General features: G+C 61.5%; 11 protein-coding genes and 2 pseudogenes. 4 read left to right on the top strand and 9 right to left on the bottom strand.

Going from position 1 to position 14795, the window contains the following annotated elements:
* Both AB3X96_RS39195 and AB3X96_RS39190 read right to left on the bottom strand, forming a co-directional pair.
* Positions 1-2986, bottom strand: a pseudogene (locus AB3X96_RS39195) (hypothetical protein); the annotation flags it as partial.
* 584 nt (positions 2987-3570) lie between these two features.
* Positions 3571-3771: a hypothetical protein gene (locus AB3X96_RS39190; RefSeq protein ID WP_176106370.1), complete on the bottom strand. Its 201-nt coding sequence runs from the start codon at positions 3769-3771 to the stop codon at positions 3571-3573.
* Here AB3X96_RS39190 and AB3X96_RS39185 point away from each other — a divergent pair.
* The gene (locus AB3X96_RS39185) at positions 3771-4076 is read left to right on the top strand and encodes a hypothetical protein (protein ID WP_368593986.1); all 306 of its coding nucleotides are present in this window, start codon (positions 3771-3773) and stop codon (positions 4074-4076) included. The genes AB3X96_RS39190 and AB3X96_RS39185 overlap by 1 nt on opposite strands.
* A 582-nt stretch (positions 4077-4658) precedes the next feature.
* On the opposite strand, the gene AB3X96_RS39180 is transcribed toward AB3X96_RS39185, so the two are convergent.
* Entirely contained in the window at positions 4659-5066 is a 408-nt protein-coding gene (locus AB3X96_RS39180) for a hypothetical protein (protein ID WP_368593985.1), read from the bottom strand.
* Here AB3X96_RS39180 and AB3X96_RS39175 point away from each other — a divergent pair.
* Positions 5053-6156: a hypothetical protein gene (locus tag AB3X96_RS39175; protein ID WP_368593984.1), complete on the top strand. Its 1104-nt coding sequence runs from the start codon at positions 5053-5055 to the stop codon at positions 6154-6156. The genes AB3X96_RS39180 and AB3X96_RS39175 overlap by 14 nt on opposite strands.
* Before the next feature lie 174 nt (positions 6157-6330).
* Here the strand turns inward: AB3X96_RS39175 and AB3X96_RS39170 are convergent, their stop codons facing one another.
* Both AB3X96_RS39170 and glaH read right to left on the bottom strand, forming a co-directional pair.
* Complete coding sequence (locus tag AB3X96_RS39170) at positions 6331-7569, bottom strand: alpha-hydroxy acid oxidase (RefSeq protein WP_368593983.1); 1239 nt, start codon at positions 7567-7569, stop codon at positions 6331-6333.
* A gap of 86 nt (positions 7570-7655) precedes the next feature.
* Complete coding sequence (gene glaH / locus AB3X96_RS39165; RefSeq protein WP_368593982.1) at positions 7656-8648, bottom strand: glutarate dioxygenase GlaH; 993 nt, start codon at positions 8646-8648, stop codon at positions 7656-7658.
* A 32-nt stretch (positions 8649-8680) separates the two neighbouring features.
* Here glaH and AB3X96_RS39160 point away from each other — a divergent pair, with 32 nt between their 5' ends.
* Positions 8681-9598: a LysR family transcriptional regulator gene (locus AB3X96_RS39160; protein ID WP_368593981.1), complete on the top strand. Its 918-nt coding sequence runs from the start codon at positions 8681-8683 to the stop codon at positions 9596-9598.
* Positions 9599-9732: 134 nt separating this feature from the next.
* Here AB3X96_RS39160 and AB3X96_RS39155 read toward each other — a convergent pair whose 3' ends face one another.
* On the bottom strand, positions 9733-10356 hold the full coding sequence (locus tag AB3X96_RS39155) for an isochorismatase family cysteine hydrolase (protein ID WP_368593980.1): 624 nt from the start codon (positions 10354-10356) through the stop codon (positions 9733-9735).
* A 275-nt stretch (positions 10357-10631) separates the two neighbouring features.
* Here AB3X96_RS39155 and AB3X96_RS39150 point away from each other — a divergent pair, with 275 nt between their 5' ends.
* The gene (locus tag AB3X96_RS39150; RefSeq protein ID WP_368593979.1) at positions 10632-11123 is read left to right on the top strand and encodes a winged helix-turn-helix transcriptional regulator; all 492 of its coding nucleotides are present in this window, start codon (positions 10632-10634) and stop codon (positions 11121-11123) included.
* An 11-nt stretch (positions 11124-11134) separates the two neighbouring features.
* Here the strand turns inward: AB3X96_RS39150 and AB3X96_RS39145 are convergent.
* The 3 genes and pseudogenes from AB3X96_RS39145 to AB3X96_RS39135 form a co-directional block, all read right to left on the bottom strand.
* Positions 11135-12378, bottom strand: a pseudogene (locus tag AB3X96_RS39145) (YbfB/YjiJ family MFS transporter).
* A gap of 51 nt (positions 12379-12429) precedes the next feature.
* Positions 12430-13416: an MDR family oxidoreductase gene (locus AB3X96_RS39140; RefSeq protein WP_368593978.1), complete on the bottom strand. Its 987-nt coding sequence runs from the start codon at positions 13414-13416 to the stop codon at positions 12430-12432.
* An 86-nt stretch (positions 13417-13502) separates the two neighbouring features.
* Positions 13503-14729 carry an MFS transporter gene (locus AB3X96_RS39135; RefSeq protein WP_368593977.1) on the bottom strand — a complete coding sequence of 409 codons (1227 nt, stop codon included), beginning with the start codon at positions 14727-14729 and terminating at the stop codon, positions 13503-13505.
* Positions 14730-14795: the final 66 nt, after the last annotated feature.

Genomic DNA, 14795 nt, shown 5'->3' with positions numbered 1-14795 from the left:
CTAATGATACGTTCGACAGCACGAACACGCCGACTCCGATCGTGGGCAGCGTCAACGAATAGGAAGCGCCGATTCCGCTTGGCGTCACCTGGATCGCCGGCGGATCGGAGAAGCCGTTGCCGGGAATGACCTGCCGCAATGCATTGACGAACTCGAGCGGGCCGCCGAAGGTCACCGCGTCCTGGCCGTCGCGCAGTTGTACGGAGACGTCGGGCTTCTGCCCGCGCTTTGCGTTGAACTCGAGCTTTTCGAACCAGAGGATGATGAAGCCGAAGAGGTTGACCTTGAAGTTGTTCAACGTCGCACTCGCCTGAATGGTGGGCGAAGCCGCAGACTGAATCGGCGTGGTCACGATGCCACTCATCACGAGCCGCGTGTCCGGTCCGCTCGGGTCGGCGCGCGGGATGATCAATCCACCAGGATCGCTGCCGACCACCGTGGTGCTCCAGTCGAAGCTCGCTTCGACGCGATCCGGGAAGTCCCGCGATAGAATCTTCGGGACTTCCTCGCCCGCAAGAGAAGCGCTCTTTTGCACGATCGCGCCGAGGTCGATCCCGCCGAGCAGCGTCGCGTTGTTGAAGAAGTCTGTCGGGTCGAACGTTGAGTCCTTCACATTACCGAGAGCCGTGAGGACCTGGTCTGCGGTGCTCGCGGTCTTCCCCGCCACCGGACCGGCGAGCTTCGACAGGCCGAGCAGATTCATCTGCGGACTCGCCAGCGCGCCGAGCGTATCGCTCTTCGCCTGGTCCGTACCTCCACCGAAGTTCAGCGCCTGCGAGCTCGTGAACTGCAGGAAGACCTGTCCGGCGTTGGCGGTGGCGTCAAAGCCGTTCTCGGAATAAAACTTCGGATAGGTCACCTCAGAAATAAAGCCGGGCTTGCCGAGCAACTTCTGCACGGGTTTGATGCCCACGTTCGCCCGATATATTTGCGGATAGAAATTCGGGTTCGTGTTGTCATGGACAGTGACAGGGCCGGCGTGCAGCGTGATATCGGCCGTGGGGAGCTTCGTGTCACCCTTGTCTGCGTCGGTGCCCGGTGCGTAGGCCACCACGCTGCCGCCGAGCGACGTGCGCAACTTCGGTTCGGGCTGCGCGGCGTTGTAGGCCGCGATCAGGTTGCTCGTGGTGTTGGTGTTCTGGTTTGCCGGATCGCCGACGAACATCAGCGGCATCGAGAAGGTGACGCGGTTGCCCACCAGATCCGTCGCCGCAATGTCGAACATCACGTCGGCCGGGTTGTTCGGGTCGCTCGTTGGCACCATCGGCCAGAACAGCATGCGCGCCTCGATGGTTGGGTTCTGGTAGGGATCACCGGCCGTCGGATCGGCCGCCACGTGACTCGCGGTGCCAACTACTCCGGGGTCCATCAGGTCGGGCGTGATGCGCGTCAGGATTTCGACGCTCGTGAACGGGAAGTCTCGCCCGTTATTTGGAGAATTCGTGCCGTCGTAACTCCGTCGCTGCTGACGGACAAGCAGGAAGAATCGCTGTCGCAACACAGCGATGCGCCCGGGCCCATCTTTGCCGAGCGGCTCGAAGCGCCGCTCGGTCACCTTGACGAGCGAGGCCGCGTGGCCAAACGGACAGAGAAAGCCGGCATACACAACACGCACATAGTGATCGCGCCCAAGCGATGCCAAATGTCGCCACTGCTCGAGGTCGATACCTTCTGGCCTGACCTCCCAGTTGCCTTCTGCGTCGAGCAACGCACCAAGCGCCGACAGATGCAGCCGCTTGGCCTCGCTGCCGATCGGGCTGTAGCTGTTGCCCTTGCTCGGCGTCGCGTCGAAGCCCGCCATCAGCGTAACGAGCATCGAGCGGTCCACCGGATCCAGGCTCATACGGATCACATCTGGATTGGGACGGCCGGGCGGAGGGCCTGGCAAGCTGATCACCTGGTAGAGCGTGGGAAGTTCCGACTGCGGCCTATAGTCGGGCGACCAGATCGCGCGCATGCGGCCAGGCGCGCCGGGACCGGTACCTGATGAACCAGACGACAGTCGCGTATGCCATAACTCTGTGTGACCATTTCGCGTCACTGGCGTGATACTGTGCGCCCACCGCGCCGGTTCGAGTGGCGATGTGATCACCCGGTAGGGCAGTTCGAGCGCGGTCACGCTGTCTGGCGGCTCCTGAGGTCCGAGCAGCAACGTGAAGAACGGCAGCGTGGGTAAGCGCATGACGGCGCCTGGGCTTGCCTGACCGAACACGCTGAACGACTCCAGCGCGGCCATCGACAGAGCGGTCAGGCTGGCCGTGCGCGCCGCATCACCGCGCAGGGCCGGATACTGCTGTTCAAGCGCGGCCGCCGAACTCAGAAGATTTTGCCGCAATACCGCAGTGACGTGCGCGGATTCATTGCCAGACGTCGTCGACGCGCCAGACAACATGCTCACCGCCTGTTGCGCGAGCTGTATCCCGGATTGCGCGATCGCATTGGTGAGCGACGCTGCGTTCTCCGGCGCGCTGCCGGCGAGCTGACTCAGGAACCCGGATGTCTCATTTTTCAGGCTGACGAGCGCTGGATCGCGGACCAGCTTCCCCATCCAGTCAAAGCTGATTTGCCCTCCAGACGGTTCCGGGACTGCGCCGCTCGCGCGCCGCATGGGCCAGTCGCGCAGCGCCCCAAGAATCGTCGGCAAATCGAATGCGATGCTCGATTGCTCGTCGGGCATCGACACGACGATCCGGCTCGCTGCGGCCATCCGGACGCGCGCAACCGGCAGAACGACGGGCACGGCGTCTTCAGTGCCGGCAATGTTCTGCGGCGGATAATTCTTGTCGGCGGTGACTTCCTGCTGGCCGGCGGCCTCGGCGTCTTGCCCTATCGTTTGCAGGAACGCCTCTTCTCCAAAACTTTGCGGCGGAAACTCTACGGCTATATAGGAGTCGCTCGCGGTACGGTCAAGACGCGGCGGATTCTCCAGGAACGCGAAGCCAGAAAAGCGCAACATGAGGACCAGCAAATCATCCGGACGCAGCACCTGGATGCTCGCTGGAAATACAAGCGGCCCCGACTCACCACATGGTTCACCTTCGCCCGTTTGCAACTCATTCTCACGTTCCGTGTCGGACTCGCATGGTTCGGCCTCCGAAGGGACGACGCAAACCGGTTGAACGCGCGGTGGGTACGGTGCGTATGGAGCATAGGGCGGGTAAGGAGCGTAAGGCGGATACGGCGGGAAGGGCGGATATGGGGCAGCAAACGTGACCGGATGAGATGCCGCTGGAGCGGCCGGGTCGCACGGAACGCAGCCACTCCCTTGTTGTTGTTCGTCATCCGGATTTTTCACGCGAGGTCTCCTGCGGCCTGGTAGGAAAACCGTGGATAGCGTGCAGGCAAACCAGACACTAAAGGCCGCCTTTGCATTGTCGAAATATTAGCATTCGCACGTGGAACTGCTAGGATTTTGATGAGTGGCTCTGGGCGTGCGTTTAGCCTGCGTAAGGGTATGGGCGCCTTGACCGTATTCACGGAGGTACAGCCATGCCCGCGCAATGCAATGACGATGATCGGCGGGATTCGCTGCGCGATCTACGCGACGACATCGACGATCTCCGCCAGCAGCTAGCCGATCTGCGCCACGAATGGCATCACGGCGAAGCCCCACGCCATGACGATCCGCTTGTCGATGCGCTGATCGATCTGCGCCGTCGCCTCGATGCGCAGCATGAGGCCGACCGGCGCGCGGACCGTGCGCTGTGCGCGCTCGCCGAGTCGGTCGAGCGCCTGGCGCGAAGCGTGCACGAGTGCAACGAAGGCTCGCATTGCTTACCATCCTGTGGATGTCCGCCTTATCCGCCATTCCCTCCGTATCCGCCATTTCCCCCGTATCCGCCGTTCCCGCCTTATCCGCCTTATCCACCGTGCGCGCCGTGCCCGCCGACGCAGGTCTGCTGCTCGCCGCCGTGCGTTTCGTGCAAGCAGCCATGTGCCCCATGCAAGCCGCCGAGTTCGAGCAGCAGTTCTTCGTCATCGCCGTCTGCGAGTGCACTTCAACCTACTCGTGGCACTGGCTGATCGCGATCTCAAGCGCGTCCAGTCCAACCTTTGCTAACGATGTCTGGGAATGAACGGGCAATCGAGGAAACCGGATTCCTTCCGTGTACCCGCAACAGGAGACATGACATGTCGTATGACGACGCACCGTTCGAGTCCGATCTGCGCCGCCGGATTGAACGGCTCCGGGACGAACTAGACCGGCTGCGGCTGGACTCGGCTAATGTCAGCGAACCGTCGCTCCGCGAACGATGCGACGATTCGCGCAGGGACTGGCGTGATGACAGACGCTCGCTCTCCGCTGAGGCAGAGCGGCTGAAATGCGCGCTGGCGGACGCGAGGTGCGAACTGCACGCCTGTCGAGAGCGGGAGCGCAAACGGGAGAACGAACGTTTGCACGCGGAGGAGCGGGAGCACGCGTTGCGGGAAGAACTCATCCGGATGACGGAAAGTCTAGCGTCATGGCTCGGCGACGAGAACTCACGAGCGGATCGCGCACGACTCATCGACGTGCTCTGCCGCGAAATCGAGTGTTTGACGAAGGAGATCGGCAGGTGCAAGGACGGAGCGCACCAAGGTGGCTCCACGCCGCCTTGTCCGCCATATCCACCGTATCCACCTTTCCCGCCGTATCCCCCTTTTCCGCCTTACCCGCCTTATCCGCCGTGCTCGCCGACGCAGGTCTGCTGCACGCCGCCGTGCGTCCCGTGCAAGCCACCATGTTCCAGCAGCAGTTCTTCTTCGCGTCTTAGCAGTTCGTCGTCCTCGTCAAGTCCCAGCAGTTCGTCTTCTTCTTCATCGAGTCCCAGCAGGTCGTCGTCCTCATCAAGTCCCAGCAGTTCGTCTTCTTCTTCATCAAGTCCCAGCAGTTCGTCGTCGTCCTCGTCAAGTCTCAGCAGTTCGTCTTCTTCATCGAGTCCCAGCAGTTTGTCGTCTTCTTCATCGAGTCCCAGCAGTTCGTCGTCTTCGTCATCTAGTCCCAGCAGTTCATCGTCTTCGTCGAGCAGCAGCTCGTCCAGTTCGAGCTCCAGTTCCAGCACGACGCCGAAATTGCGACGCGTCATCCTCGCGGGAATCAGCAATGCGGGCGCATATCTCACTCCGTTTGTAAATAATGAGAGTCAGGGTCAGGGTGTGCTAAGCGAGATGCTCGCGGGCGTGTGGAACTTCAACAGCGATGCGAGCCAAACGGGGGCCGGCGCGCCCGACCCCTCAGGCTTTATCGTCGTGCCGACCGTCCAGAGGCGGCTTTATTACCAGCAAAAAACGGTGGCACAATTCGACTACAATACCGGCGTCACGATTCCCGCAGATGTCTCCCGCTGGAGCGATTATCAGAATCAGTCCACTCTGGGTGAAATACCGCCGCTACCGCCTCTCGCAAGCAATAGCGCCATCGGGGGCGACTTGGGAAACGACAATCAGGATGTGGTCGGCAGCTTCGTCTATGCGCATCACTTGATCCGCGATTTTATGTTTCTGGATGCGGCGCGCAGCGACGATCCCGCTCAAGGGGGCGCGGATAACGTTGTTCCAACCGGCGAGCGGCTGTTCACTGCTGTTTTGAACCAAACGGTGCTTCAACCCGTGTTTGGCGCCCCACTGGCCCTCTACACCCGGGGAGTGGGACCTCAAAGCTATAACAAACTGCTTCTCGCCAGCAACGGTTCGGAGGTGACAGATACCTCCAAGCCGGCGTTCTCCTTCGCCTCTAAAATGGTGGGTTATTCCGCCCTGTTGTACGAGCTCCAGGGCCAAGATGCAGACAAAACGAGTCCAAACTGGTTCGGAGTCGTCGTGCCTGCAGGACAGGTCAAGGTCAATTGGTCGAGCGTGGTCATTTACTTTCACCCGAGGCCGAGACAGGCGAACTATTTCGACACTGACTATCCGAATAAGGCGACCATGTCCGGCTTTACCAAAAACGGCGTACGCCACGCGGACTGGAAACAACTGTTCGGCTACGTCGATCGCTTGGGCGCCCAATTGGCGGGCGCCATCATAGACAATCAGGATTGTGGCCAGGTCGTGATCGTTCCATTCATGCAGGAGTCGGACGCAGGCACCGCCGGAATATTGCCTACGCAGTGGTATTTCATTGTCAGCGACATTCTGGCTAGTGTCATGTCACTGAGGGCGAGCGGACAAATATGATGCGTTGATGTCAAGGCAGATCCCGTCCTGGACTGGCCGCCGTCGATGGGCCGGGGGCTCGCGGTCAAGACTGGTAGTTTCTTGAAGTCCACTGGATGCGGAATCCTGATTTATTGGCGGTTGGTGTTTTCGTCCACCGGCAGGGTCACACGTGATCCGGTCGGAACGCGCCGTTCAGGCCAGTATTGCGCGATCGATCTCGCCAATCGCTACCTTGCCGAGCATCGCCATGTTTCGGTCGACTTCGTCCCTGAGAAGGCTGATCGCATGTCGAACACCCGACGCGCCGCCCACCGCGGCGGCGTACATGAACGGGCGCCCGGCGAATACGAAATGTGCGCCGAGCGCGAGCGCCTTCAGAACATCTCCCCCTCGCCGGATCCCGCTGTCCAGCATGACGACGGTCTTGTCTCCAACGGCATCACAAATCTGCGGCAACACGGATAGCGGCTCGACCGCCCCGTCCAGTTGGCGCCCACCGTGGTTCGACACGATGATCCCGTCCGCGCCAATCGCGAGTGCGCGCTGCGCGTCGTCCGCGTGAAGGATCCCTTTGATGACCAGATTGCCGTTCCAACGTTGACGAATGCTTGCGATGTCGGACCATGACAGATGGTCGCGACCGGCGGTATCGCGTACCGCCGAATCGGACAGCATCGGCGCCCCTCGTGTCGCGAACGAGTTCTCGAAGTGGGGCATGCCGTGATTGATCAACGTCCGGGCGAAAGTGCCAAGCAGCCAGCGTGGGTGGGAAATGCCATCCATCGCAAGACGCAGCGATGGTCGCAACGGCAGCGAGAAACCGGTACGCACGTTGTTTTCGCGATTCGCCCAAACGGGAATGTCGACTGTGAGGACGAGCGTAGCGAAGCCAGCGGCCTTGACACGCTCGATCAGGGCGTCGCGGCGCGCGACGTCGCCGGGTAGATAAGCCTGGAACCAGGTGCCAGGCGCTGCCGCCTGCACCACCTCCATGGGAATGAGCGAGGAGCCGCTCATGATCGCAGGGATATTTTCATCCATCGCGGCCGTGGCCAACGCAATGTCGCCCCGATATGCCGAGATGGCACTGATTCCGACCGGAGCGATTCCGAACGGAGACGAGTAGGTGTGGTTGAAGATCGTTGTCTGCTGCGATCGATGAGACACGTCGACAAGCACTCTTGTGCGGAATTTCAAGCGTTCGAACGCAGCCCGATTCGCCGCGATCGACATTCCGTCCTCCGCTGCGCCGGAGATATAGCCGTAGAGCGGACGCGGCAGAACGCGCCGTGCCGCCCGCTCGAAGTCCGCGAGCGAGAGGATCTGGCGCAGCCGCCGGGGGAGATGTTGCTTGACCCCGTAAGCCGCTTGTTCAACTCGCCCGACAGGTGTCGTCTCGTGCACGCTCACGTGTTCTGCGTAGTCGTTCATTTCACCGTCTCACTGTTACATCGAAATCGCTGCGTTGGCCCTCGGCGGTCGGTGTGCCCGATCACGCCAGAGAGCGGATGACATCACTACGCAAACGAGCCGCGCTGGCGCATCAACTCGCGGACCAGCGATTCGTCCGGCTGGAATGGCGCGCGACCGTGGAGGTAAAAAAAGTTGTTCAGCACCACCAGACCACCGACCGGCAAGGACACTTCCTTCGTGCCGGCCGATGCTTCCATCGACCGCGACAGTGCGCGGAGAAATGCCGCTTCCTCGCGGTTGGACGGCTGAACGAACTGGTCGATGAACGAGATCGACAGACCGAATTCGCTTTGAAAGAACAGCGGCCGCTCGATCTGTTCGCTGACGTTCTTGGAATCCGATCCCTTGTAGAAGAACGGCTTGGTTCCGAACTCGTGATTGACGAAGCGATCGCGCTCTTCCCAGTCGTCGATGTGCAGAAACCGCGATTCGCCGCCGACCGCGTTTTGCTCTGCGAATTTCATCATCAGCAGCCAGTCCGTTGCGTCGCTCACGTACGTGCCGTCGGTGTGCATCGTAAAAAGCCGGTATGCCTGACGAAGATACGAGTCGCTGTTGTCGGTGTGCTTCACCACGAAGCGAGCGTAGTACGTTCCCGACATCGCATCGTGATTGCTCGGGCCGAGAATATGACCGATGGCCGTACCGAACTTAACGAAGTCAGAAGGGTCTTGCGAAAGGTCCTGGAGGCCGATGGTGAAACCGCCGTGCCGACGGTCTTTGACCAGTTCGACGAGCATGTCGGCAAAGTCGTCGCCGAGACGCTCGACCAGCAGATCGGCAAGGTGATGGCGCATAAACGGGACATACTCGAGATTCTGGACGTCAATATCACGTACGTCCGCCAGGAATCCGGCCAGCGCGTTGGGGTCAACCGTCACGTTCATGATGCGGTGATGGGTGGGATGCGCCGACAAGCGGAAAAGCGGTTGCCGGTGCGTGATGGAACCAGGGTTGGTGGTCAGTGCGTCCATGTTGTCCTCCTGTTGTTTCAGGGCTCTATTTGATGCCTCTTCTTTGATATCATCCAGACGCATTGCGCGAATGTTTATTCGCTCCTGGAGATTAAATGATCGACGCCCGTCAACTGCGATACTTCGTTGCTGTGGTGGAGGATCTGCACTTTGCCAAGGCAGCGGATCGCTTGAACGTCGCGCAATCTGCGCTCAGCGCCCAGATTCAACGCCTTGAGCACGAGATGGGCGTTCGTCTCCTCAACCGCAACAAGCGACAGCCCGTCACGCTGACCGATGCGGGGCGTTTGTTCCATGCCGAAGCGGTTGCGGCGCTACGTCATATCGAGCGTGCGGATCAGGTCGGCCGGTTGGCGGCCAGAGGCCTCGCCGGGGTTGTGCGGATTGGATCGGTCGCATCCGGCGTGAGCAGCGGCGTGCTCTCGAGGATGCTGCGTCAGTTTCGGATCACGCACGGCGACGTGCGAATCGAGGTCCTGGCCATGGAGACTCCGCGTCAGTTCGAGGCGCTTGTCAGCGGCGAGATCGATGTGGGTATCGTGCGGCCCTGGCGCCAACATCCGGCGGGGATCGTGGCCACGATCGTACAGACCGAATCCCTTTTGGTCGCGATGGCCGAGGATCATTCATTGGCGGTAAGCGACCACGTGTCGGTCAGCGAGCTAAAAGATCAGCGTTTTATTTCCCCCCACTTCGACGACGACGGAGGATTCAGCGAGGTGCTCACCGCGCTGGGCTTAGCGGGAGGCTTCGTTCCTTTTCTCGAACATCGCGTTCATGACTTCATCGCCGCGATCAGTCTTGCATCGGCCGGTTACGGCGTGGTCGTTGTCCCGGAATCGATGCGCAACTTCACACAGCCGGGAATTTGCTATCGGGCCATCGCGGATTTCGTGTATCCGTGTCATCTCGCAATGGCCAGCAGGCGACGGGAGTTTTCTCCCGCCGTTCGCGCATTCGTGAAGGAATCCTTCGCGCTGTTCTCCGGCCTCGCCCCATCAGACCCAGCTTGAATTGAACTCGCAGGTCTGTCAGTGACGATCCATAGATAGTCAATCACCATCCCCAGATGGTAATCATGGGTGAGTCCTTCATGGGTTGTTGCTAATGGATTGATCGCTAGAGTCCGTCATCGTCGGCATAACACCTATGCCGGCAGTGCTGTCAGCAATTCGGCCGTCGTGACGATCGAATGGGCAAACGTGGGTCCGTTCAGTTCGTGGGCGGCTCGCATCATTTCCGGCGAGAAGGCGGCGGTCGCGTCGCGCACGAGCGTCACGTGATAGCCGAGTTCCATTGCGAATCGCGCGGTGGATTCGATGCAGGTGTTCGCGAGCAGGCCAACGGCGATGACGTGCGAGATTTTGTGCTGCTTGAGCTGGAAATCGAGGTCCGTGTTGGCGAAACCGCTTTGCGCCCAATGCTCGTGGATGATGATGTCGTTTTCCAAGGGAACAAAATCGGGGTGCCATTCGCCGCCCCACGTCCCTTTTGCGAAGGACTGGCGCTTCTGCACGATCAGTTGCGTCGGATTCGGATGGTCCCAGTCTTCGTAATCGCCAGGTTGCCAGCGGCGATGCGGGACGTAGAACACCTGGATGCCAGCTTTGCGTGCGGCGCTCACCGCTGCGCGCAAATTGTCGAGAAGCCGAACGTCGTTGGCGACTGCCTCGATCATCGGAAAGATCTTGCCGCCATGCGACAGGAAATCGTTGTAAGGGTCGACCAGCAAAAGACCAGTGTGTTCGGCGCGATAGATAAGGGCAGACATCGTGTTCTCCGGAAAGGGGGGTTGGGCCGGGCGTGTCGCAACCGGAGCCCGGCTGCGCAATTCGTCTGCGCGGACTTGCGCGCGCGGACGTCACACGAATCGATTATAGATATGAATATCATAGAAACAAGTCTAAGCGTCGTATCCATAACCAGTGTCAGGTTTTGAATGGACAAAGGGTGACTCGGTCAGCCGTGTATGCGAGGGATACGAATTCGTGTTACTATGAAAAAAAGAGGTTCTGCGGAGGCGAAATGAAGCGTAGAGAGAAGGTAATGGCCACGGTATGCCCGGTTGCGCGATCGACGGAAGTTGTCGGTGACAAGTGGACAACGCTTGTCCTGCGCGAGATGTACATGGGGGCGACCCGGTTCGAGGAAATCCAGATTCAGACGGAGGCGACGCCACAAATGCTGGCCACGCGCCTGAAGTCGCTGGAAGCAGACGGGATGGTCGAGCGCCAACCGTATCAGAAGAGGCCGGTACGGTACGAATACCATCTCACGCAGAAAGGGCGGGCGTTCTATCCAGTGATCCAGGCGCTGCGTACATGGGGTGAAACCTGGTGCAAGAGCAAAGGCGAGGAAGTCGCCGTACGGTTTATGCATCGGGTGTGTGGGCACGAGGTCGGGCTTGACTATATCTGCCCGTCTTGCGGCGAATACGTAGAGCGGAGCGATCTCGACGCGGCCTTGAGCCCGACGTTTGCAAAGGAGCGCGAGAAAAGACGCGAGGCGTATCGGGCCGCGAAGGCCAGGTCTGGGTGATCCCTCCCGCGCTAGCGCTCATGCTGCTCTGTGCGCCGAGCCTGCATGATGACGTCGGCGAGGAAGGCTAGGGTGAGCGCGCCCGCACCGCACAGGAAGACGAGCGCGTAGTCATCGTGAAAGCGGGAAAACAGATACGAGCAGCCATAGCCGCCAAGCGCCTGAAAGAGTGCAAAGGCCGTGGTCGCGCGGCTCCAGGCTGCGCGCTGTTCGAGGTGATTGTCACGCACCAGCTCATGAATGCGCCCGAGCACCAGTGGCACGATTCCGGGCGTGAATACGCCAATGACCACTGCGGCGACCCCGAACACGAAAGGATCGCCCGTCTTCGCGAGCACCCCGACCGCAATGGCCTGCAATGCGAGGGCGCCGCGCCAGGCCGGACCGAAACCGATGCGATCGCCGAGGTTGCCGCAGAGCATCGGGCCGGCGATGGCGGCGAGACCGTATAACACCCAGTAGTTCGCACCAACAGCTGCGCCCCGGCCGAGGCCCCGGGGCCACGTAGTCGACGAGCAGCACGGCCACGGGCACGAGACCGAGCGCGTTAGCCGCGTATTGTGCGTAGAGGACGCGCAGCGCGAGCCTGCTGCTGATCGGCCCCGTGCGCCGGGGCGACTTGTGGCGCGGAAGGATTCGTCGCTGGCCAACCGAACCAGCTCAAGGCCGTGAGCGAGAGTGCGAGCGCGCCGAGGCCAAGCCACGTGTCGCGCAACCCCTTGTGCAGAAGTTGCGGAATCAGCGTGCCCGATGCCGCAACCCCAAGGCCGAGGCCAAGGAAGATCATTATTCCGCTCGCGAAGCCACGGCGCGGCGCAGGAATGTGCGGGAGGATCGACGTCGCGACGAGCACCATGATCGCGCCGCCAGAGATGCCCGACAGCAGGCGCCAGAAGAAGAACCACGACACAGACACCGGATAGGCGCACGCGAAGAACGCGATCGTGACGACCGCCATCAGGAGCCGCAAGGTGGACCGGTTGGACAGCCACGCAGCGAGCGGGCGTCCCGCCATTGCGCCGATCAGGTAGCCGGCGAAGTTCGCCGCTCCGAGCGCGACGGTCTATGGGGATGTGAACCGGTGCACCTCGATCAGCGAGGGGATGAGCGGTGTGTAGGCGAAGCGCGCCAGACCAATGGCGACCAGACTTCCACAGAGCCCGGCAAACGTAGCGAACAGGGCACGGGCATCGAGCGACGAAGCTTCGCACCGGAGGCATGAAGAAGGAACGGCGGACACGCTGAACTCCTGAATCAAGATTGCTGCTGTGCGCCCGGTCTCTGCAGACGAGTGACGAAAGGGCATTCACGCATTGACGTCGACGACGGTACGTCCCCGAACCTTGCCTTCCAGGATCTGGTGAGCAATCGCGGAAACCTCGGCGAGTCCGACCACGGTCGTCGCGCGGCCAAGCTTGTCCAGGTCGAGGTCATGCGCCAGCCGCAACCAGGCCTCGACGCGCACTGCCTGCGGGGCGTTGACGGAATCGATGCCCGCGAGGGTCACGTTACGTCGGATAAAGGGCAGCACCGAACCGGGGAGGCCGGCGCCTTGCGCGAGGCCACAGGCGGCAACCACGCCGCGGTACTGCGTCTGGGCCAGCACGTTGGCGAGCGTGTGATGGCCGACGGAGTCCACGGCACCGGCCCAACGTTCCTGGGCGATCGGTGCACCCGGTTCCGAGAGCGTGCGCCGGTCGATGATCTCCGCCGCGCCAAGGTTGCGCAGATAATCGGCCTCTTCGAGGCGTCCGGTTGATGCGACGACGCGATAGCCGAGTCCCGACAGCAGTGCAATCGCAATCGAGCCGACGCCGCCGTTCGCGCCAGTAACGAGGACATCACCGCGCTGAGGCGAGAGGCCGGCATGTTCGAGCGCCAGGACGGAGAGCATGGCGGTGTATCCGGCGGTGCCGATCGCCATCGCGTCCATGGTAGAAAAGGCGGTTGGGAGGTTGACCACCCATTCGCCTTTGACGCGCGCCTTCTGCGCAAACCCGCCGTGATGACTCTGGCTGAGTTCCCACCCGTTGACGACGACACGGTCGCCGACCGAGATACCGGGGTACGCCGATGCCTCGACGGTGCCGGCCAGGTCGATGCCCGCGACCAACGGAAACTCGCGAATGATCTCCGCACGTCCCGTGATGGCGAGCGCGTCCTTAAAATTAACCGTTGAATATTCCACGGCGATCGTGACGTCACCGGGCATGAGATCCCGGTCGTCGAAATTGACGATGCGCGTCGAAACCGCGTCGTGCGGCTTTGTTGCGAGCAGTGCCTTGAATGACATCAGACTCTCCTGAGTAAATTGTCTTTCGGCGGCTTGTGCTACGTCGAAGCCACCAAACCTGCGTGCGAATCATCCGGTTGTTCGGGTCAAACCTGCCCGTCGACAATGGCTGAACTGGGCCGCCCGAAAGCGAGCGAATTGACGGCAACGGCCGCGAGCGAGAGCAACACGCCGACCGCGGCGAGGCCAACCCAGGCGGCGCGCAAGGCGCCGGCCCCGCCAAACGCCGCACCGACCGCGCCACCCAGAAAGTACGAAACCATGAAAACCGTATTAAGGCGGCTGCGGGCCTCGGGACGCAGCGCATAGATGCGGGCCTGGTTGGCGATAAAGCTCGCGCGGTTGCCCAGATCCAGCAACACCATGCCGACGATCAGCCATACGAGGCTGCGGCCGCCCGCTGCGACAAACGCGAATGCAATCAGAACCGTTAGTGCGCCGGCGGTCGCGATGTGGCGGGAGCCCATCCGGTCGACAACGGCACCGAGTTGTGGTGATACCGAAAGGCCGACCAGCCCGATCAGTCCGAATGCGCCGATGGTGGCAGGACCGTAGTGATAGGGCGGTCGGGCGAGCAGCACCGCGAGTGTTGCCCACAGCGCGCTAAAGGCGGCGAACACGAGAAAGCCCATCGCCGCCGAGACGCGTAGCAGCCGCTCCTCTCGCACTAGACCAGCGAGCGACTGCATCAACTCGCGGTAGCGGATAGCCACGAGTGTGTTCGACATGGGCAACTTCCTGATGACGAACAGGAGTGCTATATCGATGACAGAGGCGATCACGAATATCGAGCGCCAGCCCCACAGTGCGCCAACGATGCCGCTTAGCGTGCGTGCCAGCAGGACGCCCGAAGATAGCCCGCCCAGCAGCGAACCGACCACTCGCCCGCGTGCGGCAAGCGTGGCCTTACCGGAGACCGCCGGAATGATGATTTGCGCCGAGATTGAAGTCGTTCCGACGAGGAAGCTGCAAACGCTCAAGGTGGCGAAGGACGGTGCGGCTGCACAGGCGATCAGCGCCATCGCATTCGCCATGATGGCCCGCGACGCCAGCGTGCGCGGCTGGACGCCGTCTGCGAGCGGCACGAAGAGCAGCAGTCCCATTGCGTAGCCAAGCTGGGTCAGCGTGGCGATCAGGCTCCCGCGAGCGGACGGCACGCCGAACGTCGACGCGATCTGTGGCAGGAGCGGCTGGTGGTAGTAGATGGGTGAGACGGCGAGCGCGCAGCACAAAGCCATCAGAAAGACCTGGCGCGGGGAGATCATGGGTGTCGTCCAGAGGGTAAGGGGATCCGGCATCGCGGCGGTGACCAAATCGTCGGAAGCCTGATGGCCTCGTCCAGCAAGTCAGGCGGCAACACGCCATGCGGACGAATGCGT

It is taken from the genome of Paraburkholderia sp. BR13439 (assembly GCF_040948805.1).
Classification (GTDB): Bacteria; Pseudomonadota; Gammaproteobacteria; order Burkholderiales; family Burkholderiaceae; genus Paraburkholderia; species Paraburkholderia youngii.
The sequence above is the reverse complement of the archived record's forward strand: the minus strand, read 5'-3'. Positions and strand labels throughout refer to the sequence as shown.